Source organism: Synechococcus sp. 60AY4M2 (assembly GCF_002760375.1).
Classification (GTDB): Bacteria; Cyanobacteriota; Cyanobacteriia; order Thermostichales; family Thermostichaceae; genus Thermostichus.
The window spans coordinates 2,623,948-2,647,596 of sequence record NZ_AUMZ01000001.1; the positions used below are offsets into that span (position 1 = coordinate 2,623,948).

The 23,649-nt window shown below is 60.1% G+C and carries 24 protein-coding genes; 16 read left to right on the forward strand and 8 right to left on the reverse strand.

What is annotated here, in order from left to right:
* The first annotated feature begins 1 nt into the window (after position 1).
* Positions 2-526: a tetratricopeptide repeat protein gene (locus tag SYN60AY4M2_RS11485; protein WP_011430938.1), complete on the forward strand. Its 525-nt coding sequence runs from the start codon at positions 2-4 to the stop codon at positions 524-526.
* Between the two features lie 207 nt (positions 527-733).
* Positions 734-2,326, forward strand: coding sequence for a 2,3-bisphosphoglycerate-independent phosphoglycerate mutase (gene gpmI, locus SYN60AY4M2_RS11490; RefSeq protein WP_099812970.1), 1,593 nt, complete (start codon positions 734-736; stop codon positions 2,324-2,326).
* A gap of 13 nt (positions 2,327-2,339) precedes the next feature.
* Here gpmI and SYN60AY4M2_RS11495 read toward each other — a convergent pair whose 3' ends face one another.
* Together SYN60AY4M2_RS11495 and SYN60AY4M2_RS11500 are read right to left on the reverse strand one after the other, a co-directional pair.
* On the reverse strand, positions 2,340-2,654 hold the full coding sequence (locus SYN60AY4M2_RS11495; RefSeq protein WP_099812972.1) for a hypothetical protein: 315 nt from the start codon (positions 2,652-2,654) through the stop codon (positions 2,340-2,342).
* Positions 2,651-3,235: a DUF3177 family protein gene (locus tag SYN60AY4M2_RS11500; protein WP_099812974.1), complete on the reverse strand. Its 585-nt coding sequence runs from the start codon at positions 3,233-3,235 to the stop codon at positions 2,651-2,653. Before SYN60AY4M2_RS11500 ends, SYN60AY4M2_RS11495 begins: the two co-directional genes overlap by 4 nt.
* A gap of 345 nt (positions 3,236-3,580) precedes the next feature.
* On the opposite strand from SYN60AY4M2_RS11500, the gene SYN60AY4M2_RS11505 reads away from it, so the two are divergent.
* The 8 genes from SYN60AY4M2_RS11505 to SYN60AY4M2_RS11540 all read left to right on the forward strand — a co-directional run bounded on the left by SYN60AY4M2_RS11505 (position 3,581) and on the right by SYN60AY4M2_RS11540 (position 9,658).
* Positions 3,581-4,132, forward strand: coding sequence for an ATP synthase subunit I (locus SYN60AY4M2_RS11505; RefSeq protein WP_228375272.1), 552 nt, complete (start codon positions 3,581-3,583; stop codon positions 4,130-4,132).
* A gap of 5 nt (positions 4,133-4,137) precedes the next feature.
* On the forward strand, positions 4,138-4,884 hold the full coding sequence (atpB, locus tag SYN60AY4M2_RS11510) for a F0F1 ATP synthase subunit A (protein ID WP_011430933.1): 747 nt from the start codon (positions 4,138-4,140) through the stop codon (positions 4,882-4,884).
* Positions 4,885-5,113: 229 nt separating this feature from the next.
* Entirely contained in the window at positions 5,114-5,359 is a 246-nt protein-coding gene (gene atpE / locus SYN60AY4M2_RS11515) for an ATP synthase F0 subunit C (protein ID WP_011430931.1), read from the forward strand.
* A gap of 94 nt (positions 5,360-5,453) precedes the next feature.
* Positions 5,454-5,927 carry a F0F1 ATP synthase subunit B' gene (locus tag SYN60AY4M2_RS11520; protein WP_099812975.1) on the forward strand — a complete coding sequence of 158 codons (474 nt, stop codon included), beginning with the start codon at positions 5,454-5,456 and terminating at the stop codon, positions 5,925-5,927.
* A gap of 35 nt (positions 5,928-5,962) precedes the next feature.
* Entirely contained in the window at positions 5,963-6,523 is a 561-nt protein-coding gene (locus SYN60AY4M2_RS11525) for a F0F1 ATP synthase subunit B (protein WP_049749774.1), read from the forward strand.
* A 16-nt stretch (positions 6,524-6,539) separates the two neighbouring features.
* The gene (atpH, locus tag SYN60AY4M2_RS11530) at positions 6,540-7,088 is read left to right on the forward strand and encodes an ATP synthase F1 subunit delta (protein WP_011430928.1); all 549 of its coding nucleotides are present in this window, start codon (positions 6,540-6,542) and stop codon (positions 7,086-7,088) included.
* A gap of 59 nt (positions 7,089-7,147) precedes the next feature.
* On the forward strand, positions 7,148-8,668 hold the full coding sequence (atpA, locus tag SYN60AY4M2_RS11535) for a F0F1 ATP synthase subunit alpha (RefSeq protein WP_011430927.1): 1,521 nt from the start codon (positions 7,148-7,150) through the stop codon (positions 8,666-8,668).
* Between the two features lie 45 nt (positions 8,669-8,713).
* Positions 8,714-9,658 (forward strand): F0F1 ATP synthase subunit gamma, encoded by a 945-nt coding sequence (locus tag SYN60AY4M2_RS11540; RefSeq protein ID WP_011430926.1) that lies wholly within the window; start codon positions 8,714-8,716, stop codon positions 9,656-9,658.
* Positions 9,659-9,773: 115 nt separating this feature from the next.
* Here SYN60AY4M2_RS11540 and SYN60AY4M2_RS11545 read toward each other — a convergent pair whose 3' ends face one another.
* The 3 genes from SYN60AY4M2_RS11545 to SYN60AY4M2_RS11555 form a co-directional block, all read right to left on the reverse strand.
* The gene (locus SYN60AY4M2_RS11545; protein WP_240527839.1) at positions 9,774-11,483 is read right to left on the reverse strand and encodes an iron ABC transporter permease; all 1,710 of its coding nucleotides are present in this window, start codon (positions 11,481-11,483) and stop codon (positions 9,774-9,776) included.
* Positions 11,484-11,598: 115 nt separating this feature from the next.
* On the reverse strand, positions 11,599-12,867 hold the full coding sequence (locus SYN60AY4M2_RS11550; RefSeq protein ID WP_099812978.1) for an esterase-like activity of phytase family protein: 1,269 nt from the start codon (positions 12,865-12,867) through the stop codon (positions 11,599-11,601).
* 172 nt (positions 12,868-13,039) lie between these two features.
* A complete protein-coding gene (locus SYN60AY4M2_RS11555) occupies positions 13,040-14,086 on the reverse strand; it encodes a Fe(3+) ABC transporter substrate-binding protein (RefSeq protein ID WP_099812980.1) in 1,047 nt (348 codons plus the stop codon).
* A gap of 407 nt (positions 14,087-14,493) precedes the next feature.
* On the opposite strand from SYN60AY4M2_RS11555, the gene SYN60AY4M2_RS11565 reads away from it, so the two are divergent.
* Positions 14,494-16,686: an NAD-binding protein gene (locus SYN60AY4M2_RS11565; RefSeq protein WP_011430921.1), complete on the forward strand. Its 2,193-nt coding sequence runs from the start codon at positions 14,494-14,496 to the stop codon at positions 16,684-16,686.
* On the opposite strand, the gene SYN60AY4M2_RS11570 is transcribed toward SYN60AY4M2_RS11565, so the two are convergent.
* The 3 genes from SYN60AY4M2_RS11570 to accD form a co-directional block, all read right to left on the reverse strand.
* A complete protein-coding gene (locus tag SYN60AY4M2_RS11570; protein WP_099812983.1) occupies positions 16,683-17,381 on the reverse strand; it encodes a class I SAM-dependent methyltransferase in 699 nt (232 codons plus the stop codon). The two genes, SYN60AY4M2_RS11565 and SYN60AY4M2_RS11570, sit on opposite strands and share 4 nt — an antisense overlap.
* An 82-nt stretch (positions 17,382-17,463) precedes the next feature.
* Entirely contained in the window at positions 17,464-17,838 is a 375-nt protein-coding gene (locus tag SYN60AY4M2_RS11575) for an STAS domain-containing protein (protein WP_011430919.1), read from the reverse strand.
* Between the two features lie 279 nt (positions 17,839-18,117).
* The gene (gene accD, locus SYN60AY4M2_RS11580) at positions 18,118-19,062 is read right to left on the reverse strand and encodes an acetyl-CoA carboxylase, carboxyltransferase subunit beta (protein WP_011430918.1); all 945 of its coding nucleotides are present in this window, start codon (positions 19,060-19,062) and stop codon (positions 18,118-18,120) included.
* A 137-nt stretch (positions 19,063-19,199) separates the two neighbouring features.
* Here accD and SYN60AY4M2_RS11585 point away from each other — a divergent pair, with 137 nt between their 5' ends.
* From SYN60AY4M2_RS11585 to SYN60AY4M2_RS11605, 5 genes are all read left to right on the forward strand, one after another.
* Positions 19,200-20,072 (forward strand): MnmC family methyltransferase, encoded by an 873-nt coding sequence (locus SYN60AY4M2_RS11585; protein ID WP_099812984.1) that lies wholly within the window; start codon positions 19,200-19,202, stop codon positions 20,070-20,072.
* 159 nt (positions 20,073-20,231) lie between these two features.
* Positions 20,232-20,864, forward strand: a complete 633-nt coding sequence (locus SYN60AY4M2_RS11590) for a hemerythrin domain-containing protein (protein ID WP_099812986.1) — start codon at positions 20,232-20,234, stop codon at positions 20,862-20,864.
* A 93-nt stretch (positions 20,865-20,957) separates the two neighbouring features.
* Positions 20,958-21,146: a DUF4089 domain-containing protein gene (locus SYN60AY4M2_RS11595; protein ID WP_011430915.1), complete on the forward strand. Its 189-nt coding sequence runs from the start codon at positions 20,958-20,960 to the stop codon at positions 21,144-21,146.
* Positions 21,143-22,543 (forward strand): Asp-tRNA(Asn)/Glu-tRNA(Gln) amidotransferase GatCAB subunit A, encoded by a 1,401-nt coding sequence (locus tag SYN60AY4M2_RS11600; RefSeq protein ID WP_011430914.1) that lies wholly within the window; start codon positions 21,143-21,145, stop codon positions 22,541-22,543. The genes SYN60AY4M2_RS11595 and SYN60AY4M2_RS11600 overlap by 4 nt, the downstream gene beginning before the upstream one ends.
* Positions 22,544-22,835: 292 nt before the next feature.
* Positions 22,836-23,645 (forward strand): hypothetical protein, encoded by an 810-nt coding sequence (locus tag SYN60AY4M2_RS11605; RefSeq protein WP_240527840.1) that lies wholly within the window; start codon positions 22,836-22,838, stop codon positions 23,643-23,645.
* The last annotated feature ends 4 nt before the right edge of the window (positions 23,646-23,649 follow it).

A 23,649-nucleotide genomic window follows, 5' to 3' on the forward strand; every position in this document is an offset into this window, starting at 1 on the left:
AATGGGCGTCAACGCTCCCCTCCTGTACCTGGTGGCTTTGGCCGGTATCCTCAGCGTGGTGGGCTACTTCGTCCTGCGCGAGGTGCTGCGGATACGGGCCCAGGAAAGAGTCATCCGGCAGCTCCAGCCCCGCCTGAGCAAAGGCAAGGGATCCCCGCAGGAGCACTACGAGTTGGGCAGCGTCTATCTGCAAAAGCGCCTCTACGACCAGGCCATCGTCCAGCTTAAAAAAGCTCTAGAGGTGGCTGGGGAGAACATTCCCCCCGTCTGCAACGCCCTCGGCTTTGCCTACTTCAGCCAGGGGCAATACGACTTGGCCATCCGCTACTACAAAGACGCGGTGGCAGCGGATCCCGGCTATGTAACCGCTTGGAACAATCTGGCCCATGCCTACGAGAAGAAAAATCTCTACGGCCCTGGCCTCGAGGCCTACGAGACGGTGCTGCAACTGGATCCGAAGAATGCCATTGCCAAGCGCCGCGCCGAGTCCCTGCGCAAACGTTTGCGGCCCAGCCCCCGCGGCTGACCGTGTTTTATCTGGGTAGATGTCTGCGCAGATATGTATAAATACTTATGGCAGCTCGCCTATCGATTGGCGGTAGCTGCTCAATCCCGACTATTGGAGTTGCTTCTTTTCCCCTCACAAGAAAGGTGAAATCTTGAGAGGGAATGGAGGATTCGGTATCGTATTGCCTGGGCTGGTATTATGTCTTAAAAAACGAGAGGCCATTTCATGGATGCACAATCGGTGGCACCTGTGGTTCTGGTAATCCTGGATGGCTGGGGTTATCGCGAAGCCCCTGAGGGCAATGCGGTGCTGGTCGCCCGAACCCCTGTCGTGGACAGCCTATGGGCTACCTACCCCCATACCCTGCTGCAAGCTTCGGGGCGAGCCGTGGGCCTGCCGTCAGGGCAAATGGGCAACTCAGAAGTGGGCCACCTGACCCTGGGGGCGGGGCGGGTGGTGCCGCAGGAGTTGGTGCGTATCAGCGACGCCATCGAGACGGGATCCCTTTTTCACGAGCCCCTCTTGGTGGAGGTTTGTCATCGGCTCAAGGAGCAGGGGGGCCGTTTTCATTTCATTGGCCTCTGCTCTGAGGGGGGGGTTCACTCCCACATCGACCATCTCTACGGCTTGCTGAAGCTGGCAGCCCAGGCGGGGATCCCTGCCTATGTCCACGCCATCACCGATGGCCGCGATACCTTGCCCCGCGATGGAGCCAGGGTTCTGGCCGCTCTGGAAAAAGAGCTGCAATGGCTGGGCAGCGGCGTCATCGCCACCCTGAGCGGCCGCTACTACGCCATGGATCGGGATCGCCGTTGGGAGCGCACCCAGAAGGCCTACGAGATCCTGACGGAAGACGGCCCTGGCTGTGGCCGCAGCGCCGCCGAGGTGATGGAAGACTTTTACGCCCAGGATATTACCGACGAGTTTATTCCCCCCACTCGCTTGGCTCCGGGGGCGGTGCAGTCGGGAGATGCGGTCATCTTCTTCAATTTCCGCCCGGATCGCGCCCGCCAGCTTACCCAAGCTTTTGTCTGTCCCGACTTTTCCGGTTTTCAGCGCCGTCTGATTCCGGATCTCACCTTCATCACCATGACCCAGTACGATCCGACCTTGCCGGTGCAGGTGCTTTTTAAGCCGCAGAACCTGGATCACCTGCTGGGCCAAGTGGTGAGCGAGGCCGGCCTCAAGCAATTGCGCATTGCCGAGACGGAAAAGTACGCCCACGTCACCTACTTTTTTAACGGCGGCATTGAGCAGCCCTTCCCTGGGGAAGATCGCATCTTGGTGCAAAGCCCGCTGGTGGCCACCTACGACCAAATGCCGGAGATGTCAGCGGTGGAGGTGACCGACAAAGCCATCGAAGCTATCGCCCGCCGCGAATACAGCCTGGTGGTGCTCAACTACGCCAACCCCGACATGGTGGGCCACACCGGCAACTTCAAGGCCACGGTGCGGGCGCTGGAGACGGTGGATCGCTGCCTGGGCCGTCTGCTGGCGGCGGTGGTGGACGTGGGGGGAACCACCTTAATCGTGGCGGATCACGGCAACGCCGAGCAGATGTGGGACGAGCAGGGCAACCCTTGGACGGCCCACACCAACAACCCCGTGCCCTGCATCCTGGTGGAGGGGGAAAGGCGCAAGATCCCTGGTCGCGGTGGCGATGTCAAGCTGCGCTCTGGCGGCACCCTGGCCGATGTCGGCCCCACCCTGCTCGAGATCCTAGGCCTGCCTCAGCCCCCCGAGATGACAGGGCAATCTCTTCTGCAGCCGGCAGAATACACCATCCTGCAGCGCCAGCCCAGTCCAGTGGGGCGCTGAGACCGGGAATTGCTCACTCGGCCACGGGGATCCCTTCTTGGATCAGCCAAGCCCTCAACTCCTCCCAGGTTCGGTAGAGGGCCAAAACCTGCGAGCGCTCAGGGTGATAAGGAGCGCTCAGGCGCTCCAGTTGCAAAAAGCGAGCCTGGGGAGGGATCACCGCCACTTCTGGATCGGGGGGCGTAGCCCGCTGCAGGGAGCAGCTATAGCCACGGTAGATCAACACCAAATCAGCTTCCCCCTCGCTTTCCACCTCCACCCGCAGCACCTCCTGGGGGTGGGCCTGGCTGTAGCGCTCCAGAGCCAGCGGCCAGGGCAGAGCACTCATGCCAGCTCCCCCCTGTCTGCGCCAGGCCGCAGCCGCCAGACAAAGTAGACGCTGTAGAGCAGGTAGGCCACCAAGCCCCAGGCCCCCACGCTCCCCAGCAGCTCCGGCGGCACATTGGGATGGAAAATTTCTCGAAACCCCAGCGGCGGCTCAAACCAAGCTCGACACTCTGCCGATAGGGAAGCCCGGAAGGCACAGGGCACAAAGGCCCCCGAAAAGAGGATCCCAATCCCCATGTAGCCAGTCAAGATCCAGCGCCAGAGCAAAAAAGCTCGCGCCGCCCCGCTTCTCGACTGCTCAAGGGCAGTGCTCCAATCCTGCCAGAACCACAGACCCATTGGGATCAACAGCCGCGCCATCGCCCCGCTCAAGAAACTGATGGGCAGACCGCCGATCATCAAATACACCGTCACCGCCAATAGGCTGGATACCCGCCAGTAGACGATCAAGAGCTGAATCAGAGGACGCAACCCCACCGCAAAGGCCCAAATTAGGAGAGCCAACGGCAGCACCACCGTCAGCGCTACAGCCAAGCTGTAGTCCACCCAGATCGCCTTGACCAGCCAACTCACTGGGATCATCCTCGCCCTTTCTTCTCACTGCCCCATAGTATATAGAGCAACAGAATCGGCGGGATCCACCTCAAAACAACAGGAGGTAACAGAAGATTGCAGCTTCTCAGCCACCCCAGGCAAAACTTTACATCCGCGGTCTTTCAGAAAGTTTTCCATTTTTGCCGTTGCCGATCCACGAAGGTGGTAAATTCTTAGAGGAACATCTCCATCTGTCGAAGGGCTAGTCGTCTTTCGAGGCGATAGTTGCAAGGTTCCATCCCGCCCTGGCCTCGCCCAACTCGTTAAGTATTGTTACTTAGTCGTGTTATTTTGGGTTAAGGCCAGATCCTCAGAGGTGGTGACCTCATTCCCATGGCACGTTCTTCCCGACTCCTCTCCCACAGTCCTGCCCGTTGGAAGGCGACCCCGTGGAAGCCTAAGCCTTTGCCGCCCCTGGAGGAGGCGGCGCCTCCGCCACAGCAGGAGGCGGGTCTGGGCTGCCAGAGTGCGTTGCAGCCGTCGCTTGCCCCGGGCAAAGCGGATTTGCGGGAGAAGGCGACAACGGCTGGCAGGAGCTATGAAGCACTGCAGCTATGGTTGGTGCTGGTCACCTTGGGGGTGAGCCTGGCCATTGCGGTGGGGGTGGCTTTGGTTTACTCGCCGGCGGTGGCTGCCAATTATTTGCTGGGGGCAATCGTCGGCGTAGTCTATCTGCGCATGCTGGGCCGCGGCGTCGCGGAACTGGGCAAAAGTCGCAGCCGACTGGGGGTAACGCGTTTGGCTTTGTTTGTCGGGCTAATCGTCCTGGCCACCCAGGTGAAGTCTTTGCAGATTTTGCCCATTTTCTTGGGGTTCATGACCTACAAGGTCACCCTGCTGATTTATCTTGTTCAGACCTTGACCCGTTTATCTTCTTCTGCGTGATGCTCATGAACCTGTTCTTCTCCGCTCCTCCTCTGGTAGCAGAACTTGAGGTTGGTCATCACCTTTACTGGCACCTGGGCAAATTTACGGTTCACGGGCAAGTTTTGATTGCCAGTTGGATTGCCATCGCCCTGATCTTGACCGTGGTGCTGTTGGGGACTCGTCAACTGCAGCGGGAGCCCGCTGGTCTGCAAAACTTTATCGAGTACACCCTGGAGTTTGTCCAAAGCATTGCCCGTGCCCAGATTGGTGAGAAAAACTTCCGGCCCTGGGTGCCCTACGTTGGCACCTTGTTCCTGTTTATTTTTGTCTCCAACTGGATGGGCAATCTCTTCCCCTGGAAGTTGATTCCCCTGCCGGAAGGAGAGCTGGCCTCTCCCACCAACGACATCAACACCACCGCCGGCTTGGCGCTGCTCACCAGCGTCATGTATTTCGTGGCCGGTATCAGCAAGCGAGGGCTGTCTTACTTTAAGAAGTACATCGAGCCCACGCCAGTTCTGTTGCCCATCAACGTCCTGGAAGACTTCACCAAGCCCCTCTCCCTGAGTTTCCGTCTGTTCGGCAACATCTTGGCAGAAGAGCTGGTGATTGCGGTGTTGGTGTTGCTGGTGCCGTTGTTGATCCCGGTGCCGGTGATGATCCTATTTCTGTTTACGGGGGCCATTCAGGCTTTGATCTTCTCCACCCTCTCGGCCGCTTACATTGGAGAGGCGCTGGAAGGTCATGGGGGTGGGGATCACCACGATTGACCTGCGGAGGGAAGGTGGGGACTTCTACCCAGTTCAACGCCCCCTCTCCTTCAAAGGTCGTCGCAAGGGATCCCTTCTCTGGTAAGGTTTGTTGGGGCCGAGGGCTTGAGCCTGGAGGCCGCCGACAAAGAGGCGATCGGCTCGACTACTCCGGTCAGATCACCTCAAGCTCAAGACGCTGTTGCGTTCGTGTCAACATCTGTTTTGTAACGACAAGGAGCATCTTGCTATGGATCCGTTAACCTCTGCTGCTTCTGTGTTGTCTGCCGCTCTGGCAATTGGCCTGGGATCCCTGGGCCCGGGTCTGGGCCAGGGGAATGCTGCTGCCGCTGCCATGGAGGGGCTGGCCCGTCAGCCGGAAGCAGAAGACAAAATCCGCGGCAACCTGTTGGTTAGCCTGGCCTTCATGGAAGCCCTGACCATCTATGGCCTGGTGGTGGCGCTGGTGCTCTTGTTCGCCAACCCCTTCGCCTGATGTCTCTGGGGGCGGCCCGGATCAATAGCTCTGTTGCGCCGGTTCGCCCCCTGCCTTGTTCGATGTTGGATCCCGTTTCTGTTGGTGCGGCCCCATGATCTGTCCAACCCTGTTGGCCGTTGAAGCTGCCGAGAAAAATGGCCTCTTCGATCTCGACGCCACCTTGCCCATCATTGCCGTCCAATTTCTGTTGCTGGTGGCCGTGCTCAACTCCCTCTTCTACGAGCCGGTTACTCGGGTTATCGACAGCCGCAACGACTACATCCGCACCACCCAGGCGGAGGCCCAGGAGCGGCTGGACAAGGCGATGGCCCTGACCCGCCAGTACGAGGCTGAGATCGGCCAGGCCCGCCTCCAGGCGCAGCAGGTGATCGCCGAGGCGGAAGCGGCTGCGGCCCGTATCCGTTCGGAGAAGCTGGCGGCGGCCCAGGCGGAGATCCAAGCTAAGCTGGAGGCGGCGCGGCGGCAAATCGAGCAGGAAAAGCAGACGGCGCTCGAACAACTGCAGCAGCAAGTGGATGCCATTGCCGCCCAGATCACCGAGAAGCTGTTGGGCAGCGCCCGTTAAGTGGCCAGTTGAACATTCCTTTGGAGTAGCGCGTGATGCTGGTGTGGAGCCTTGTGCCCGCTTGGCTTTTGGCCGTTGCCGAGCCGGTGACGGAAGCCACTGAGGGTTCTGCAGAAAAGGGGATCCTGGATGCGATTCTGGAAAGCAACTTAATCAACATCGCCATCATCCTCAGCCTGCTGTACATTTTGGGCCGCCGGGTGGTGGGGGAAGCTCTGGCCAAACGGCGAGAAGGCATCCTCGAGGAGCTGCGCCAGGCGGAGCAGCGCAAGCAGGAGGCGATCGAGAGGCTGGCGGAGGAGCAGCAAAAGCTGGCGCAGGCTCAGCAGGAGGCGGAGCGCATTCGCAAACAGGCGGAGGCCAATGCGGAAGCCCGCCGGCAGGAGCTGTTGCAGCAGGCGGAGCGGGAGATCGAGCGGCTGCGCGCCAACGCCGAAAGGGATCTCTCTGCCGAACAAGAGCAAATTCTCCAGGAGCTGCGCCGCCAGATCGTGCGCCAAGCCCTGAGCAAGGTGGAGCAGGAGCTGCCGCAACACCTCAACGAGCAGGTGCACCAGCGCCTGATTGAACGGGGGATCCAGATGATTGCCCGCTAGGAGGAAAGGGGAAGTTATGATCAGCAGCACCATGGCCGCCAGAGTGGTGGATCCCTACGCCGAAGCCCTTGTTTCGCTGGCCTCTGCGCAGGGATTATTGGATACCTTTGAGGCCGACATCCGTTTCATTGCCGCGGTTGTGCAGGCCACGCCGGAGCTGGGCCAATTCCTCGCCAGTCCCCTGGTCAAGGCGGAAGCCAAGAAAAACCTGTTGCAGCAGGTGTTTGCCGACCAGATCCACCCGCTGCTGCTGAACGCGCTCAAGCTGTTGAGCGACCGTCGCCGTATTATGTTCCTCGGGGCCGTCTGCCAGCGGTTCTTGGAGCTGCAGCGGAAGCTCAAAAATATCGTCCTGGCCGAGGTGACCACAGCGGTACCTTTGACCGAGGCGCAACAGCAGTCGATCCGCGAGCGGGTGAGGGACTTCACACAAGCCAGCGGCGTGGAGCTCCAGACCAGCCAAGATCCCACGTTGCTGGGTGGAGTGATCATTAAGATTGGATCCCAGGTGATCGACCTTAGCCTGCGCGGCCAGTTGCGCCGGCTGGCGCTGCAGTTAGCCTAGATTGGCCGAGCGTTTTTCCTTAATTTTGGATCCCTTCCCATTCCCTCGAGAGGACTGCCATGCCTACAATTCGCCCAGACGAGATCAGCACCATCATCAAGCAACAGATCGAACAGTACAACCAGGAGATGCAGATCTCCAATGTCGGCACCGTCCTGCAGGTGGGGGACGGCATTGCCCGCATCTACGGCTTGGAGAAGGTGATGGCCAGCGAGCTACTGGAGTTCGAGGATGGCACGGTGGGCATTGCCCTCAACCTGGAGGAAGACAACGTCGGCGCGGTGCTGATCGGCTCCGGGCGCAACATCCAAGAAGGATCTATCGTCAAAGCCACGGGCAGAATTGCCAGCATCCCGGTGGGAGAAGCCCTGCTGGGCCGCGTGGTGGATCCCCTCTGCAATCCCATCGATGGCAAAGGGCCGATTCACTGCACCGAGACGCGCCTCATTGAGTCGCCGGCCCCTGGCATCGTCGATCGCCGCTCCGTCTACGAGCCCCTGCAGACTGGCATCACCGCCATCGATGCCCTGATCCCCATCGGGCGGGGCCAGCGGGAGCTGATCATCGGCGACCGCCAAACCGGCAAGACCACCCTTGCTGTCGACACCATCCTCAACCAAAAAGGACAGGATGTCATTTGCATCTATGTGGCCATCGGCCAGAAGCAGAGCAATATCGCCCAGGTGGTGAACATCCTGAGCGAGCGAGGGGCGATGGACTACAGCATTGTGGTGGCTGCCGGCGCCGACAGCCCGGCCCCGCTGCAGTGGCTGGCCCCCTATTGCGGCGCCACCATCGCCGAGTACTTCATGTACCAGGGCAAGCATACCCTGGTGGTCTACGACGATCTGTCCAAGCAGGCGGTGGCCTACCGGCAGATGTCGCTGCTGTTGCGGCGCCCACCTGGACGGGAAGCCTACCCAGGAGATGTGTTCTATCTGCACTCGCGCCTGCTGGAGCGGGCCGCCAAGCTGAACAGCCGGCTGGGCGAGGGATCCATGACGGCGCTGCCGATTGTGGAAACCCAGGCCAACGACGTGTCGGCCTATATTCCCACCAACGTTATCTCCATTACCGATGGGCAGATCTTCCTGGAGTCGGATCTGTTCAACGCCGGCATTCGCCCGGCCATCAACGTCGGCATCTCTGTCAGCCGCGTCGGCTCGGCAGCCCAGACCAAGGCGATGAAGAAAGTGGCCGGCTCGATCAAGGTGGAACTGGCGCAATATCGCGACCTGGAAGCCTTTGCCCAATTTGCCTCCGACCTGGACGAAGCTACCCAGAAGCAACTGGCCCGCGGCCAACGGCTGCAGGAGATCCTCAAGCAGCCGCAGTACTCGCCCCTGTCTTTGGATCAGCAGGTGGCCATCATCTACGCCGGGACGCGGGGGTATTTGGACGACATTCCGGTGGAGAAAGTCTCCAGCTTTAAGCAGGGCCTGCTGTCCTACTTGGGCACCGCCCATCCCAAGTATGGCGAGATCGTCCTCTCCACCAAGCAGCTTACCGACGAGGCGGAAGAGATCTTGAAAACCGCCATCGCGGAGTTCAAGCAAAGCTTCCTGGCCAAGGCGGCCTAGTTGCCGGGGATCCCCATCCAGTGACCACAGCAGAGAGGATCGGTTATGGCAAACCTAAAGCGGATTCGCGACCGCATCAAGGCGGTGAAGAACACCCGCAAGATTACAGAGGCCATGCGCCTGGTGGCCGCGGCGCGGGTGCGACGGGCTCAGGAGCAGGTGATGGCCACCCGTCCCTTTGCCGATCGCCTGGCCCAGGTTTTCTACCGCCTGCAGACGCGGTTGCGGCTGGAGGATGTCGACCTGCCCCTGCTGAAGCAGCGGCCCATTGAGACCGTGGGCCTATTGGTGGTGGCTGGGGATCGGGGCCTGTGCGGCGCTTACAATGCCAACGTTATCAAGCGCACCGAGGAGCGGGTGCGCGAGCTGCAGGAGACGGGGCAGCAGGTGCGGCTTTACCTGGTGGGCCGCAAGGCGGTGCAGTATTTTCAGCGCCGCTCTGCCCCCATCGCCAAGACCTACGTGAATCTGTCCCAGATCCCCACTGCCGCTGAAGCTGCTCAAATTGGGGATGAGCTGCTCTCCGCTTTCCTCTCCGAGAAGGTGGATAAGGTGGAGCTCATCTACACTCGCTTTGTCTCGCTGATTAGCTCGCGGCCAGTGGTGCAGTCGCTGCTTCCTCTGGATCCCACGCGCCTGGCTGCCCGCGACGACGAGATTTTTAACCTTCTGGTGCGCGGGGGAGAGTTCACCGTCGAGCGCAGCAAGATCGTGGCTGCTGTTTCCGCTCCGCCGCCGGACATGATCTTCGAGCAGGATCCGGTGCAGATTTTGGACGCGCTGCTGCCGCTGTACTTGAATAACCAGTTGTTGCGGGCTTTGCAGGAAGCAGCGGCCAGCGAGTTGGCGGCCCGCATGACGGCCATGAGCAACGCCAGCGACAACGCCACCGAGCTTATCCGCACACTGGGCCTTGCCTACAACAAAGCTCGGCAGGCGGCCATCACTCAGGAGATCCTGGAGGTAGTTGCCGGGGCTGAGGCCCTGTAAACTTCCCTCCAGTGACCCACTCCTGCACTCAAGCTGACGCATAGAGGGCAGCCTTCTCTAGCCCAGAAAAGCCAAGCGCCTCGCGCCGCGACCCTCACCCCCAACCCCTCTCCCTCTAGGAGAGGGGAGTAGGGAGACGTTTCATTTCATTTGAGGAGCCTAGATTGCGTCGCTGGGCTATCTGGGCGTTGAGCAGGATCACCGGCAAAATCCCCACCAGGACAATCGCCAAGGCAGGAGCGCCGGCCTCGGCCAGCCGTTCGTCGGCAGCCATGCGGTAGGTGTGGACGGCCAAGGTATCGAAGTTGAAGGGGCGTAGCACCATCGTTGCCGGCAGCTCCTTCATTACATCCACAAACACCAGCAGCATCGCCGCCAGGATCCCGCCTCCCATCAGGGGCAGGTGCACCCGTAGCAAGGTGCCCAGGGATCCCTGCCCCAAGCTGCGGGCTGCTTCATCCAGGCTGGGAGGAATGCGCGCTAGCGTCGCCTCGACCGTGGCCAGGGCAACGGCCAAAAAGCGCACCAGGTAGCCAAACACCAACGCCACAATGGTGCCGCTGATCACCAAGCCGGGCGGCTGTTGCAGTACCACCTGCCGCAAGTCGCTCAGCAGTTGATCCAGCCGCCCTAGGGGAATCAGAACCCCCACCGCGATCACCACCCCGGGCAGCGCGTAGCCCAGAGAAGACAGCCGCACCGCCAGCCGCAGGCCCCGGACAGATCTCGCCTGCTCGAACCCTTGCAGCCGCAAACCGTACAGCACCACCACCGCCACCAAGACGGCAATCACCGCCGTGATCGTCGAGAGGAGAAAACTGTTCTGGGCGTAGCTCCAAAAGCGGCGGCCCAACTCTCCCTGGCGCAGAGTCATGTTGAGCAGGATCAGGGCCGGCACGACAAAGCCCAGCCCAATCGGGATCCCACAGGCCAGCCACGCCCCCACCGCCCGCATCCCCTGCAGACGGTAGCGGGTGAGGGACGGCTTGAACCCTTGGCGATAGTAGCGCGCCCGCCGGCGGGAAAATTGCTCCAGGGCCATCAGCAGCAGCACCAACAGCAGCAGCAGCGCCGAGAGCTGGGCGGCAGCCACCGGATTGCCCAAGGCCGTCCAGGTGCGGTAGATGCCGGTGGTAAAGGTATCGACCCCAAAGTAGCTGACCGTCCCAAAGTCGTTCAAGGTCTCCATCAAAGCCAGCAGACAGCCGGCCACGATCCCCGGCCGCGCCAGCGGCAAGGCCACTCGGAAAAAGCTGGCCCACGGCCCATAGCCCAAGGAGCGGCTCACCTCCAAACAGGCCACCGACTGTTCCTGGAAGGCCAGCCGCGCCGAGAGATACACATAGGGGTAAAGAGTGAGGACGAGCAGCAGGATCGCCCCCCACAAGGAGCGAATGTTAGGGAACCAGTAGTCGCCGATGCCCCAGCCGGTGACCCGCCGCAGCCAGATCTGGAAGCCGCCGGTTACTTGCAAAAAGTCCGTGTAGGCGTAGGCCAACACATAAGTAGGAGCTGCCAGGGGCAACACCAGCATCCACTCCAGCCAGGCCCGCCCCCAAAACTCGCACATCGTCACCAGCCAGGCGGTGCCGCTGCCGACCAGGATAACGCCCACTGCCACACCCACCATCATCACCAGGGTATTGCGCACATATAGCCCCAAGACCGTGTCGGCCAGGTGCTGCCAAACCTGCCGCTCATCGGCAAAGAGGCTGAGCAGCACCGTCAGGACGGGAAGGAGGATGAGGCCGCTGAGGGTTAAAGTCAGGAGTGCCCATCCGCTGAGAGGGGGGAAGCCAACTTTTTGCAGAGATTTGCTCAACAACTTTAGCCCAGTTCCTGTGTGCATCTCAATTTTTCAGGGACACCTGCTCCGGCAAGCTCTGAGAAAAAAGGGAAATCCGTAGGGAATTTCCCCCTTTTGACAGCTAGGTTCTCTTTCAAAACAAACCCTTTGGCAACTTAACAAAATAGACAATGTTCTCGTCTAGCTTGTTGTCTAGGTAGGGCATCTTTTTCTCCTGAACCACGCCTTTTTCCGAGACAATGCCGAAGTCGTCATCGTTCACTATCGCCAGAGTATTTGCGTCGAGAATGACCAATCCCTCTGGCTTATCGTGGAGATAATTGGGGATCGACGTGATGTCAAAGACTTCTTCTTTGGCAACAGGCTTGATCCCTGCTGCGGCCTTTTCCTCTTGGGTCAACTGCTCCAGCGTTTTGCCGTCGACCAACCGGCCGTTTGGGCCAGGATCAAAGACATCGGTAGCGCCAGAGATGTCAATTTTGTAGATTTTCTTGGTTACGTCTTTGTCGGCTCCCGGAGTTTTGCCGTCCCGCTCGAGGACTAGGAAAGTCGTGTCTGTGATGGCGGCAATTTCGCTAACGGCCGTGCCTGTTCCCTCCAGAGGGTAGAGGTATTCCCTAAACTTGCCCGTGGTCAGGTCATAGAAGAGTATTCTGCAAACGGTCGCAGTCTTTTGAACGTCTTTGTTTGGGTTCAAAAGCGGCGACTGCATGATGCCAACCAGATAGTTCTGATTGGGCGTCAGCGTCAGCCCCTCCATGCCGCGATTGGGGCGCCGATGTTTGTAGACTTCTGGCAGCTTTTTGCCACCGACTCCGCTCCCAAAAGGATTTAGCCACTCGATGGCCTTGCCGTTGGCGTCGAAGTGGATCAAGTGAGGTCCATATTCGTCGGCAACCCAAAAACTGCCATCTTTGGCCACCGCAATGCCTTCTGGATCGATGCCCTTGAGATCCGGCGCTATCTGTTTGCCACTGAGATCGTAAGCTTTTTCTCCTGTTCCCCCCAAATCAGATGGATTGGGGATCCCCGTGAGATTTTTGCCGGTTTCGTCTTGCAGCAGGATGACTTTGTCTAACTTGAAGCCCTCGCCCTCCAGGGATAATCTGGCAACTTGAGGGGTAAAGTCGGGCTTAGGAAAGATCTTGTCGTTGGATTCAGCTCCGTCGATATTGGGGCCGCGATCGGTGAGAGCATAGAAGTACTGGCCATCAAAGGCAAGGCCAGAGCCAAACCCGCCATTATAGATTTTGACGCCGTTTTCCGTGGTTAAAAGCAGATCCCGCTTGGGAACGGGAGCCTTTTCGGGGAGGCTTTCAATGGCCTCTGCCGGGCTACTGCTGTAGGAAGAAGTTAAAAAAGGGAGGAGCAAAAACAAGACTGCAGTGCGCAGTTGCTTCATTGGCTGAGCCTCCAGAAACCTTGAAAAAGTATAGACAAAAGGCCCGAGCGGCCTCGAACGGAGGCAACGCCGTCCTAGAGTATCAACGTTTGGCCAAAAACTGTCAAGCTGCTTAACGTTTGCGGCTCTACCAACGGGAGGCTGCGCTCAGGGCCTGTCCTGGAGGCATGATCTACTTCCAACCGGCCCGATCCATAACCATCAGGGCATCGGGGGTCACGCGACCGATGCTGGCGGCGTTGATCGTGTCTCCCTTGAAGGTGCCAAAGCTGGCCACCACCGAGTCGATCTCAGCCCCCGGCAGCACCGGGTACTCGTTGTTGCTTTGGGCAAAGATAGCCTGCGCTTCTGGGCCGGAGAGGAACTCCAGAAACTGGATGGCCGCCTCTTTGTTGGGAGCAGTTTTCAAAATTCCGGCGCCGCTGATGTTGACGTGCGTGCCGCGATCTTCTTGGTTGGGGAAGAAGACGCCCACCTTTTCCGCTACGGCCCGATCTTCAGGATTGTCGGATTTGATCAAGCGCGCCAGGTAGTAGGTGTTGGCTAAGGCTACATCCCCCACGCCAGCAGCTACGGCTTTGATCTGATCGATGTCTCCCCCTTCCGGCGGGCGGGCAAAGTTGGCCACTAGGCCGCGGGCCCACTTTTCGGTTTCCGGGATCCCATGCGCCAAGATGATCGAGGCCGTCAGAGATTGGCTGTACACATTGCTGGAGGAGCGGGTGAGCACCTTGCCCCGCCATTTGGGGTTTGCCAAGTCCTCATAGGTGGACAACTCCTTGGGATCCACCTTGTCTTTGTTGTACATGATCACCCGCGCCCGCTTGGTGAGGCCAAACCAGTACCCCTCTGGATCCCGCAGAAACTCGGGAATATTTTTGGAGAGCGTCTCCGACTGGATGGGTTGAAACAAGCCCTCGTTCTGAGCGCGCCACAACCGGGCAACATCCACCGTCATGAAGATGTCGGCGGGGCTGTTGGCTCCCTCGCTGCGGATGCGCTGGACGATCTCATCGGCGTTGCCCTGCACCCAGTTCACCGTAATGCCCGTTTTCTGCTTGAAGAGGTCGTACAATTTTTCGTCTGTGCCGTAGTGCCGAGAGGTGTAGAGGTTCACCTCCCGGTTGGCGCCGCGGGCCGGACGCCCCAACGAGCCTGCCGCCAAGGCTACAGAGCCCAGAGCGGCCCAGCTGACAAATTGCCGTCGCGATAAGCGCATACCCAACTCCTAAACTCAAAAACATTTCAAGAAAGGCTGCTGCATTGACCCAGTCAGCAATGCCTTTACCCGAGAAAGCACTTGAAAGTCCCTCCCCTGAAAGCAGGGGAGTTTTCCCAAATGCCGGCCTTTTGATCTTTGTCTAGGCCAAGCTTATTGAGATTTTTATTCAAGAACTTTGCTCTGGGGCAATGATAGGGGATCCTAAGTACCGAGTCAAGCTGTTGGGAGTTGTTCTCATCTTTGAACCGTTTGGCCTCAGATCCGCCAACTCTCGCTGGAAACAAGAGCCAAGGTCGCTCCTCATGCGGCTGGCCGGGCAAGGGGATCCCTTACTGGAATATTTTGGGTAGGTCGGGGTTTTAGAGCTGCCTTGGGTATAAAGGGAGCAGGGTGGATGGTGGAGTATGGTGGGCTCCCCTTCTCAAGGGCCGGATGAGCAACTGCAAGACAATGGCCGGGATCCAGGTGCTTTCCTCCTAGTCTGTGGCTACAACGACTTGGCAGCGTTGACGCTGCAGATTCTGGAAGACTTTGGACAGCGCGCGGTGGTGGTGGCTCCTGGCCCGCGGCCTTCTTTGTTAAAGGAACCGTGGCAATACGTAGAGGGGGATCCCCATCAGCCGGAGGTGCTGCGCCGGGCTGGGATCGAGCGGATCAAGGTGGCGCTGCTGCTGGAGGACAACGACCAGGCCAACTTCGAGCTGGCCCTCTTGATTCGAGATCTCAACCCGCAGGCGCGCATTGTCTCTCGTCTGTTTAACACCGGCCTTGCCCGCTACCTGGACTCGATTTTGCCGCAGCATTTTTCCCTATCGGTTGCCGGCTTAGCGGCTCCGGCCTTTGCCCTCAAGGCTGTCTCGGACGAATTTGTCGGCTACTTCGAGCTGCCCCAGTTGGAGGCTCAGCCGGCCACGCTGCCGCCGGAGCTGGCCGATCCGCTTTATTTGGGCGCCCCCCAAGAGACCACCCTCTGGAACGTGGTGGAGCTGACCATCGGCTACAACTCCCGTCTGCTGCACATGCCCCTCGCGGAACTGGAGGAAACCTTTGGGGCGCGGGTGCTGTTCCACTACCCGGTGGACGGGCTGTCCGACTTTTCCGAGTCTCGGGTTTTCGACGATTTCGACCACGAGGCAGAGCTGCTGGAGGGGGATCGCATTTTGGTGATCTGCGACCCCAGATCCTATCTGCAACTGTTGGAGCGCAACGGGCGGCGCGGCTCTTCGCGGGCCCAACGCTGGGCCAGCGGACAGGCGCAAGACAGGCGACAACAACGGCGAGGCAAGTCGTTCGGGCGGGGCCTCCTATCTTGGCTGCGCAGAAGCCTGCAGGGACTGCTGCAGGTCAAGCCCATCGTGCATACCCTCACCTTCACCTTGGGGGCGATGTTGGTGCTGGGGGTCATTAATTTCAGAATTATCGGCAAATCTGTGGTTGACGGGCTGCTGCTGACCATCGTGGTGTTGACAGGGGGGTATGGCGACATCGAGGCTTTTCAGCAGGCGGAGACGCCGCTGGGGGTGAAGGTGGTGGCGGTGGTCATGACCTTGGTGGGAGCTGCCCTGGTGGGGTTGATCTACGGGTTGGTGACCGACAAGTTGGTGAGCAGCCGCTTTGGCTTGGGCCGAGCCGCCCGTATGCCCAAAGCGGATCATGTGGTGATTGCCGGTTTGGGGCGGCTAAGCTACTTGGTGCTGCAGTTGTTGCGGCAGATGGGCTATGAGGTGGTGGTGGTGGAGCCCGACAGCGACAACCCTCTGGTGGAAGCGGCGGAACGGGAGGGGGCGGTGGTGATTCGGGGCAACTACGCTCTGGCCAGCACGCTGCAACAGGCTCGCATCCAAAGCAGCCGCTGCCTGATCTGCACGACGCCTGACGATCTCACCAACCTCGAGACCGCCCTGACCGCCCACAGCCTGCAACCGGGGATCCGCACCATCTTGCGGGTTACCGATCCCCAGGTGGCGGCGCGGATGCAGCGGCATCTGCAGACGCTGGGAACCAGCTACAGCACCACCGCCCTGGGGGCGCGCGCTTTTGCCACGGCAGCGCTGGTGGGATCCGTTTACGGCACCTTAACTTGGGAGGGGGAAACGCTGCTGGTGACGCTGCTGGAGGTCTCGCCTTCCAGCCCTTACCTGGGGCTGTCCCTGCGGCAACTGGCCCAGGATTACGACCTGGCAATTTTGCTGCATCACTCCCGACCGGGCCGGCCCTGTGTTTTCCCCAAGATCTGGCAGAAAGAGGGCGAGACGGTGTTGAAGCGGGGGGATCGCCTGTATGTGATGGGGACGGTGGGATCCCTGATTCGCCTGGCCCAGGGACGCCCTCTGCCGCCGGAGCTGTATCAAGTGCGCCTTTTGGAATGTCGCAACCCCTACTTTGAAGACGAGATCCTCTCCACCTTGGCGTTTTATGCGCGGCTGCCCAAGACGGCCCTGAAGCCGCTGTTGCGCTGTCTGCCGGCGGTGGTGAGCCCCCCTCTCCCCCGCGACAAGGCGATTAAGTTGGCCCGCCAACTGCGCAAAATGAGCACCGAGGTGCAGGTGTTTGCCCAGGTGCAGTCCGGCGAGCGGCGGATCCTTGAAGTCCTCTAGGGCTTTTCGGCCACAAGACGCACAAAGCGATTTTGCCCGTAGAGCTCCTGGGCCACGACTCTTAAACCAACCTTCTCCAACAGCCAGGCCAAGTCCTCGGCGCTGAAGCGGTTGTGCTCGTAGAAGTGGGTAAATTGATCCACCAAGGTATCTAGGGGGGTGTCCGGCTGAAACAGTTGGGCCTCGGTGGCGGCATCGAAGTAGAGGCTGAGGGGGGCGCGCACCCAGTCCACTAGCAAAAATCGTCCCCCTGGCTTGAGTAGACGCCGCACCGCTTGCAACAGGCGCACCGGCTGCACCATCTCGTGGATCACCACCACCGCCTGGGCCGCGTCAACGCTGCTATCGGGCAGGGGCAAATGGGGATCGTGGAGGTCCGCTTGCAGCAGTTGGATGCCGGGGATGTCTTTGAGGTCGGCTTTAGCCCGCTCCAACATGTAGGGCATCAGATCTACGCCGATCAACTGTCCGCCGGGGTAGCGCTGGGCCCACTGCCGGAGGACATACCCCGGCCCCGTTCCCAGATCCAGCAGGCAGGGCGCAGCAGGCAAGCAAGGCTCAACGTGCTGCTGCCAAAACCGCCAAAAGGCCTCGTTGAAGCGCCCAGGAGCCGTGGCCAGCATGCGCTCGCAAAAGCTGGGGCCACGGTGGTGCTGGTAAAGAAGCTGAAAGGTATCGAGGCCGGTTTGGGGCATGGCTGAGCATTCTCAACGAATCCTGGGAACCAGGTCAGCAGCGCAGGAAGGGCATCGAAGCAAATCAAAAAGGAATGTCGGCCTAGCGAGCGGAAGAAGCGGTGGAGAAGTTGGCGATGCCCGTCTCTAGGTCGTCAAAACAGGTCAAGACCTTTTCCATGGAGGTGAGGCTGAGGACAAGGGAGACACTTTCGGGAACGCAACAGAGGCTGAGGTTGCCGCCGGCAGCCCGGCACTTGCGCAAGGCCGAGATCAGCACTCCCAGGCCGGAGCTATCCATAAAGGTAACCGCCGACATGTCGATCAACAGGTTGTGGTAGCCAAAATCCAAAACCTGCTGCAGCAACTGCCGGACTTCAGAAGCGGCTTTGGCGTCAAAGCGACCCTCTAAGGGCACGATTGCCAGCTTTTGCCCCTGGGGGGTTTCGGCAGTACGGATGCGCAGCTTAAAATCCATCGTTTCCAGTCAAGACCTCATGCCCCACCTTAGCACCATCGGTTGCTGCTATTACCCCCTCGGCAGGAAATCCCTCTTATGCAGAAAGAGAGGGTATCCCTCTTTGCCATGGCAATTTCCAACTGGTTGAGATTGTCTGCGGGGCCCAGCGTTGAGGCAGCTACCCTCACTTCCTCTTCAGACGGGGAGCAATCCCTCACCCCCTACCCCTCTCCCTTTGGGAGAGGGGAGCTAGCCGCTCCGCCTGCAGGCAGAGGGATCCAACCTTGGCTCCCCATCTCAGATCCTGGCCGGATCGAGCGCATAAGTCGGCTCGAGGGCGGGAAGGGACATACGCAGGCGAGGACGGTGCATGGCCAGCAACTGGGCCAGGCGCCTGCGCAGCTCGGTTCGCGGCACAATTGCGTCGATGAGCCCGTGGGCCAGCAGATATTCGGCCGTCTGGAAGCCCTCCGGCAGCTTGCCCTTGCCGATGGTTTGCTCAATAACATTGGGCCCGGCAAACCCCACCTGGGCGCCGGGTTCGGCCAGGATCAAATCCCCCAACATGGCAAAGCTGGCAGTCACCCCCCCATAGGTGGGATGGGTGAGCACAGAGATGAACAATTGCCCGGCCTCGCGGTGCCTTTGCAGAGCGGCTGCCGTTTTGGCCATTTGCATCAAGCTGAGGATCCCTTCCTGCATGCGGGCTCCCCCCGAGGCGGAGAAGATGACTAGGGGCAGGTGATCGCGGGTAGCTCGTTCGGTAAGACGGGTGATCTTCTCGCCCACCACCGAGCCCATGCTGCCGCCCATAAAGCGGAAGTCCATCACGCCCATCGCCACTGGGATCCCTTCCAAGCTGCCCAGCCCGGTCAAGACGGCATCTTTAAGTTGGGTGCGCTCCTGATAAGAGGCCAGTCGCTCGGCGTAGGGCTTTTGGTCGAAAAAGTGCAGCGGATCGGTGGGGGCCAGGTGCTCGTCAAGGGGCTGCCAGGAGCCGGGATCCAAAAGCTGCTGCAGCCGCTGCGGGGCCGTGATGCGATGGTGATAGCCGCAGCTCGGGCAAACCTGCCAGTTCTGCTGCAGATCCTTGGTGTAGGTGAGGGCGTCGCAAGCCGGACACTTCTGCCACAGGCCGTCGGCGATCTCCCGCACTTGCCGCTCTTTGTCGAAGGGGCTGCTGCCGGTCAAGTTAAGGGAAGTCTGCTTGCGCCGCTCGGCAAACCAATCCAGTAAAGACATAGCCGCTGAGGTACCCCCCTAGCTAGGGATGGCCAGAGCTGAATCTGTAAGCCCTGCCGGTGAGCTGCGAAACTCATCTTAACGTTCTCAAGCTATCAAAGAATCGCCAAGCTGGAAATAGAGACTTGCAATAGCCCATGACCGCAGAAACCCAGTGGCAGGTGTTGACCACAGGGGATGGATCCCTGACCTTTTTCTCCCAAGAGTTCGGGCAGGCTTTCCATAACACCAGCGGCGCTGCCCAGGAAGCGCTGGAGAAGTTTGTCCGCCCTTGCCGGCTGGATCGCCTGCCGTTGGAGCGGGATCCGGACGATCCCATTCGCCTCTTGGATATTTGCTTTGGCCTCGGCTACAACTCCGGCCTGGCCTTGGAGACGATTTGGCAGGTGCGGCCCGATTGCCCTGTGGAAGTCATTGGCCTGGAGCGATCCCCAGAGGTGCCCCGCCAGGCCTGGCAGGTGGGGGTGGGATCCACCTGGAGCTTTGGCCAGGAGTGGCAACACTTGATCGAGCAGGGATCCTGGCAATCGCCGCGCTGGCGGGGAACCCTGCTGTGGGGAGATGCCCGGCAAACCCTGCTCCAGGTGCCGCCGGGATGGGCGGATGCGGTGTTTTTGGATCCCTTCTCCCCTTCGGTTTGCCCGGAGCTGTGGACGGTGGACTTCTTGCGGGCAGTGGCCGAGCGAATGCGCCCCAGCGGGATCCTGGCCACCTATTCCTGTGCGGCGGCGGTGCGGGCGGCCTTGCTGGAGGCGGGGCTATTCATTGGCTCGACGCCGCCGGTGGGCCGCCCCTGGCCGGGCACGGTGGCCTCGCCCCAACCGCATCACCTGCCGCCCCTCTCGCCCATGGAGTGGGAACACCTGAAAACCCGCGCTGCCGTGCCCTATCGGGATCCCACCTTGCAAGGAGATAGAGCGCAAATCCGTCTGCAACGCCAGCAGGAACAGCAGGCCTCCTCTTTGGAGCCCACTTCCGCTTGGAAACGCCGTTGGCCCGTGCAAGCCTAGGGAGCGGCAATACCTGGCCGGAGTTCAAATCAGGGCAGCCGTTCTCGGGATTGCCGTCCGGGTGTATACAAAACATCTGGGCCATTTCCATACCCCTACGCAGGCCATCATTTCTTGACAAAGTTAAGCTGAGATGAAACTTCTCTGCTGTCAACTGCCATGTCTTCTGAGGAGTCCCTCCCGCTGACGCGAGCAACCTCTGCCGGTACGCTGATCGCCCTCTGTGCTGAGCAGCACCGCGTCATCCTGCAGTTTTTGACTCGCCTGTCTCGAGCGCCGGAGTTGGATCTGGAGCAGCGACGCCTCTGTGTACAAAGGTTGCGACAGCGCCTCTCCCGCCACATTCAACTGGAGCGCCATGTTCTCTACCCCCTGCTCAGGTCGGCTCTCCAGGGGGATCCCCACCTTAGCGACCAAATTGAGCGGCTGGAGCAACATCTGCGGGATCAGATTCCAGAGCTGACGCGCTTTTTGCACCAATCAGAGCGCACCCCGCAGCAGGTGGATCCTTCTGCTGCCCTTCACTTCTATCGGCAATTGCGGGCTCAGTTTGATCAGGAGGAGAAAATCTTGCATCCCCTCTTTGCCCAGCATGTTTCTCCCGAAGCAGAGCAGCAGCAGTTGCGTCTGTTCCGCAAACGCCTGCAAGCCAGCGCTGCTTCCAATCGCTCTGCACATAGCCGTCGCGTTGCTTTGAATGAGCTGGAACGGCAGGCGATAACCCGCCCTGTCTTGCCCAACGAGCGCTTCTGGTCGCTGCAGGGCAACGCTGTGCAGATGGCCGCTCCCTAGCCAACGACGGTCTTGTTGTTGGAGGCTGCCTGGTGGTGTTCGCAGGCGAGCTTGTGGTATCTTTGCCGCAACCGGCCTGCTGACCCTAGAACCATGCAACCCTGGGATCCGGAAACCTACGTCGACCAGATGGCCCAACTGCTGCAACTGCCCCTGCATCCTGAACACCGAGCAGGGGTGATCGAAAATTTTGCCCGCTTTCTGCCCATTGCTCAACAGGTGCTGGAGTTCCCGTTGCCGCCGATAGTTGAGCCAGATCCCACCTTTGACCCTCAGCCATGACCGGGGATCCCTACCTTCTCGGCAGCGCTGACGCGGTCTCTATTGCCAGGGCTGTCCGCCAGGGATCCGTGAGCGCCCAAGCGGTGGTGGCCGCCTGTCTGGAGCGGATTCGCCGGCGGGATCCCCAGCTCAATGCCTTTACAGCTGTCTTGGAGGAATCGGCCTTACAAGCGGCGGAGCAGGTGGATCGACAGGTGGCTCAAGGGATCCCGGTGGGCCCGCTGGCAGGGGTGCCCTTTGCCGTCAAGAACTTGTTTGACGTGGCCGGCCTCACCACCCTAGCTGGCTCGGCGATCAACCGCGAGAATCCCCCGGCCATCCAAGATGCAACGGTGGTGGCTCGTCTCAAGCAGGCAGGGGCGATCTTGGTGGGCACCCTCAATATGGACGAGTACGCCTATGGCTTCGTCACCGAAAACAGCCACTACGGCCCCACCCACAACCCCCACGATCTCAACCGCAGTGCGGGGGGATCCTCTGGCGGCTCGGCAGCAGCGGTGGCAGGAGGTTTGGTGCCCCTTGCCCTGGGCAGCGACACCAACGGCTCGATTCGGGTACCGGCCTCTTTGTGTGGCGTCTACGGCCTCAAGCCCACCTATGGCCGTCTGTCGCGGGCAGGGGTGGCTCTGTTTGCCCCCAGCTTCGACCACGTGGGCCCCTTGGCCCGTTCGGTGGCCGATATTGCCCTCAGCTTCGATGTTATGCAAGGGCCGGATCCCCAAGATCCCGTCTGTACCCGGCGTCCTGTGGATCCCACCTTTGGGCAGTTGGGGCAGGGGATCGAAGGCTTGCGCATCGCGGTGGCGGATGATTACTTTGCCCGAGGGGCAGAGCTCCCCATCTTGGCCGGAGTAGAAAAAGTGGCCCAAGCCCTGGGGGCCCGCCAGACTGTGCGGATCCCGGAAGCCCAGCGCGCCCGCGCCGCCGCCTACCTGATCACGGCTGCCGAGGGAGCCAACCTGCACCTGCCCAACTTGCGAACTCGCCCCCACGACTTCGATCCGGCCACCCGGGATCGCTTTTTGGCCGGAGCTTTGCTGCCCGCCAGTTGGATCTTGCAGGCGCAGCGCTTTCGCCGCTGGTACCGCCAGCAGGTGCAGACCATTTTTCAGGAGATCGATCTGTTCATTGCCCCCACCACCCCCTGCTCTGCCCCCTTACTTGGCCAAGAGAAGATGGTGATCGATGGGGTAGAAGTTCTCACCCGGCCCAACCTCGGCCTCTACACTCAGCCCCTCTCGTTTATCGGCCTGCCGGTGCTTTCAGTGCCGTTGCGCGAGAGCGGATCCCTGCCCTTTGGCGTACAACTGGTGGCCGCCCCCTATCAAGAAGCCAAACTGCTGCGGGCAGCCGCCTATTTGGAGAAGCTAGGGATCCCGGATGCGCGGCCTGCCTGAGCCAGGAGATGCTCCCTCTAGGCGCGTTTGAACCATATCTAGTGTTTTAATTTTGAATCCTTTGCTCCAGACGCTAAATTTATAATCTCCTCGATAGGGGTAAAAATGTGCCACTCTTGAGGGCCGCTTTTGCCCCTTTGTTTTTGCCAGAGAGTTTGAATCTTGTCGGGGCAGGACGTGAGCTGTTTGCCCAGAGAGAGGAAAATCTTAAAGTAAAATTAATCCCACGGTTGTTGTAGCGAATAACCTCTTTTCCGGCTTGGGTCGATAGAATGAGCGGCATAAAATGGACATGGCACCCCCACCTGGACTCTGCATTATGGATCACCCTACTTTTCTGGCCCAGCGCTACACGAAACTGTGCGAGGCTTATCTCTCGCTCAACGAAGCCTTCGCCAAATTAGATCACTCCCACAGCCGCCTGCAGAAGAGCTTCAGGAGGCTTCTGGTCACGGCCCGGAAAGCTTTGGATGAACTGCCTATCCTGCGGCAGGACGTCGAACAGTTACAACAGGGCGTCGAACAAAGGGATCGCTTGGTCCGTTCCCTGCGAGAAGAACTTCGGGAGAGAGAAGCTCGGCTGGGCGAGCTGATTGCCAACTATGACCAAGTCTGTCACGAGCTGGAGTCCACCAAAGCAGATCTGTTGAGCGGTCAGGCGTTGATTGAAAAACTGGAAGCAGAGAATGCCCAACTTTTGCAACAGTTGAGTCGCCTCACCAGTTTGGAGGAGGAATTGGCAAGCTTGACAGAACGGCTGAACCAAGCAGAGGCAGCCCGCCAAGCGTTGGAGGCCCGCAACCGTGAGCTGGAAGCAGCCCTGGGAGAGCGAGATCGGCAAGTGGATAGCCTGCAAGCGCGGCTGGCGCAATTGGAGCGAGAGAACGCCTCGCTGAAGGCGCAACTGTCGCAGGTGGCTGACCTGCTTACCGAGGACTCGATCAATCTCCTGCAAGAAACCGAGAATGCCGTCAAGGCCGATGAGGAGGTGCTGCCCCTGGTGCTGGCCTCGCTGCCAGAGACTGAGCGCCTTATGCAAGAGGCCGAGCAACTCCTCTCCTCTTGCTCAGAGCTGGTCCAAGTGAAACCACAAGCGGCTTGATCTG

Coding starts and splice junctions, on each gene's coding strand:
- SYN60AY4M2_RS11605 (WP_240527840.1), top strand. CDS start 22,836: ATGGCACCCCCACCTGGACTCTGCATTATGGATCACCCTACTTTTCTG.
- SYN60AY4M2_RS11600 (WP_011430914.1), top strand. CDS start 21,143: ATGACCGGGGATCCCTACCTTCTCGGCAGCGCTGACGCGGTCTCTATT.
- gpmI (WP_099812970.1), top strand. CDS start 734: ATGGATGCACAATCGGTGGCACCTGTGGTTCTGGTAATCCTGGATGGC.
- SYN60AY4M2_RS11520 (WP_099812975.1), top strand. CDS start 5,454: ATGATCTGTCCAACCCTGTTGGCCGTTGAAGCTGCCGAGAAAAATGGC.
- SYN60AY4M2_RS11540 (WP_011430926.1), top strand. CDS start 8,714: ATGGCAAACCTAAAGCGGATTCGCGACCGCATCAAGGCGGTGAAGAAC.
- SYN60AY4M2_RS11570 (WP_099812983.1), bottom strand. CDS start 17,381: ATGCCCCAAACCGGCCTCGATACCTTTCAGCTTCTTTACCAGCACCAC.
- SYN60AY4M2_RS11500 (WP_099812974.1), bottom strand. CDS start 3,235: ATGATCCCAGTGAGTTGGCTGGTCAAGGCGATCTGGGTGGACTACAGC.
- atpE (WP_011430931.1), top strand. CDS start 5,114: ATGGATCCGTTAACCTCTGCTGCTTCTGTGTTGTCTGCCGCTCTGGCA.
- SYN60AY4M2_RS11575 (WP_011430919.1), bottom strand. CDS start 17,838: ATGGATTTTAAGCTGCGCATCCGTACTGCCGAAACCCCCCAGGGGCAA.
- SYN60AY4M2_RS11565 (WP_011430921.1), top strand. CDS start 14,494: ATGGTGGGCTCCCCTTCTCAAGGGCCGGATGAGCAACTGCAAGACAAT.
- atpH (WP_011430928.1), top strand. CDS start 6,540: ATGATCAGCAGCACCATGGCCGCCAGAGTGGTGGATCCCTACGCCGAA.
- SYN60AY4M2_RS11590 (WP_099812986.1), top strand. CDS start 20,232: ATGTCTTCTGAGGAGTCCCTCCCGCTGACGCGAGCAACCTCTGCCGGT.
- SYN60AY4M2_RS11505 (WP_228375272.1), top strand. CDS start 3,581: ATGGCACGTTCTTCCCGACTCCTCTCCCACAGTCCTGCCCGTTGGAAG.
- SYN60AY4M2_RS11585 (WP_099812984.1), top strand. CDS start 19,200: ATGACCGCAGAAACCCAGTGGCAGGTGTTGACCACAGGGGATGGATCC.
- SYN60AY4M2_RS11555 (WP_099812980.1), bottom strand. CDS start 14,086: ATGCGCTTATCGCGACGGCAATTTGTCAGCTGGGCCGCTCTGGGCTCT.
- SYN60AY4M2_RS11495 (WP_099812972.1), bottom strand. CDS start 2,654: ATGAGTGCTCTGCCCTGGCCGCTGGCTCTGGAGCGCTACAGCCAGGCC.
- accD (WP_011430918.1), bottom strand. CDS start 19,062: ATGTCTTTACTGGATTGGTTTGCCGAGCGGCGCAAGCAGACTTCCCTT.
- SYN60AY4M2_RS11485 (WP_011430938.1), top strand. CDS start 2: ATGGGCGTCAACGCTCCCCTCCTGTACCTGGTGGCTTTGGCCGGTATC.
- atpB (WP_011430933.1), top strand. CDS start 4,138: ATGAACCTGTTCTTCTCCGCTCCTCCTCTGGTAGCAGAACTTGAGGTT.
- SYN60AY4M2_RS11525 (WP_049749774.1), top strand. CDS start 5,963: ATGCTGGTGTGGAGCCTTGTGCCCGCTTGGCTTTTGGCCGTTGCCGAG.
- SYN60AY4M2_RS11595 (WP_011430915.1), top strand. CDS start 20,958: ATGCAACCCTGGGATCCGGAAACCTACGTCGACCAGATGGCCCAACTG.
- atpA (WP_011430927.1), top strand. CDS start 7,148: ATGCCTACAATTCGCCCAGACGAGATCAGCACCATCATCAAGCAACAG.
- SYN60AY4M2_RS11550 (WP_099812978.1), bottom strand. CDS start 12,867: ATGAAGCAACTGCGCACTGCAGTCTTGTTTTTGCTCCTCCCTTTTTTA.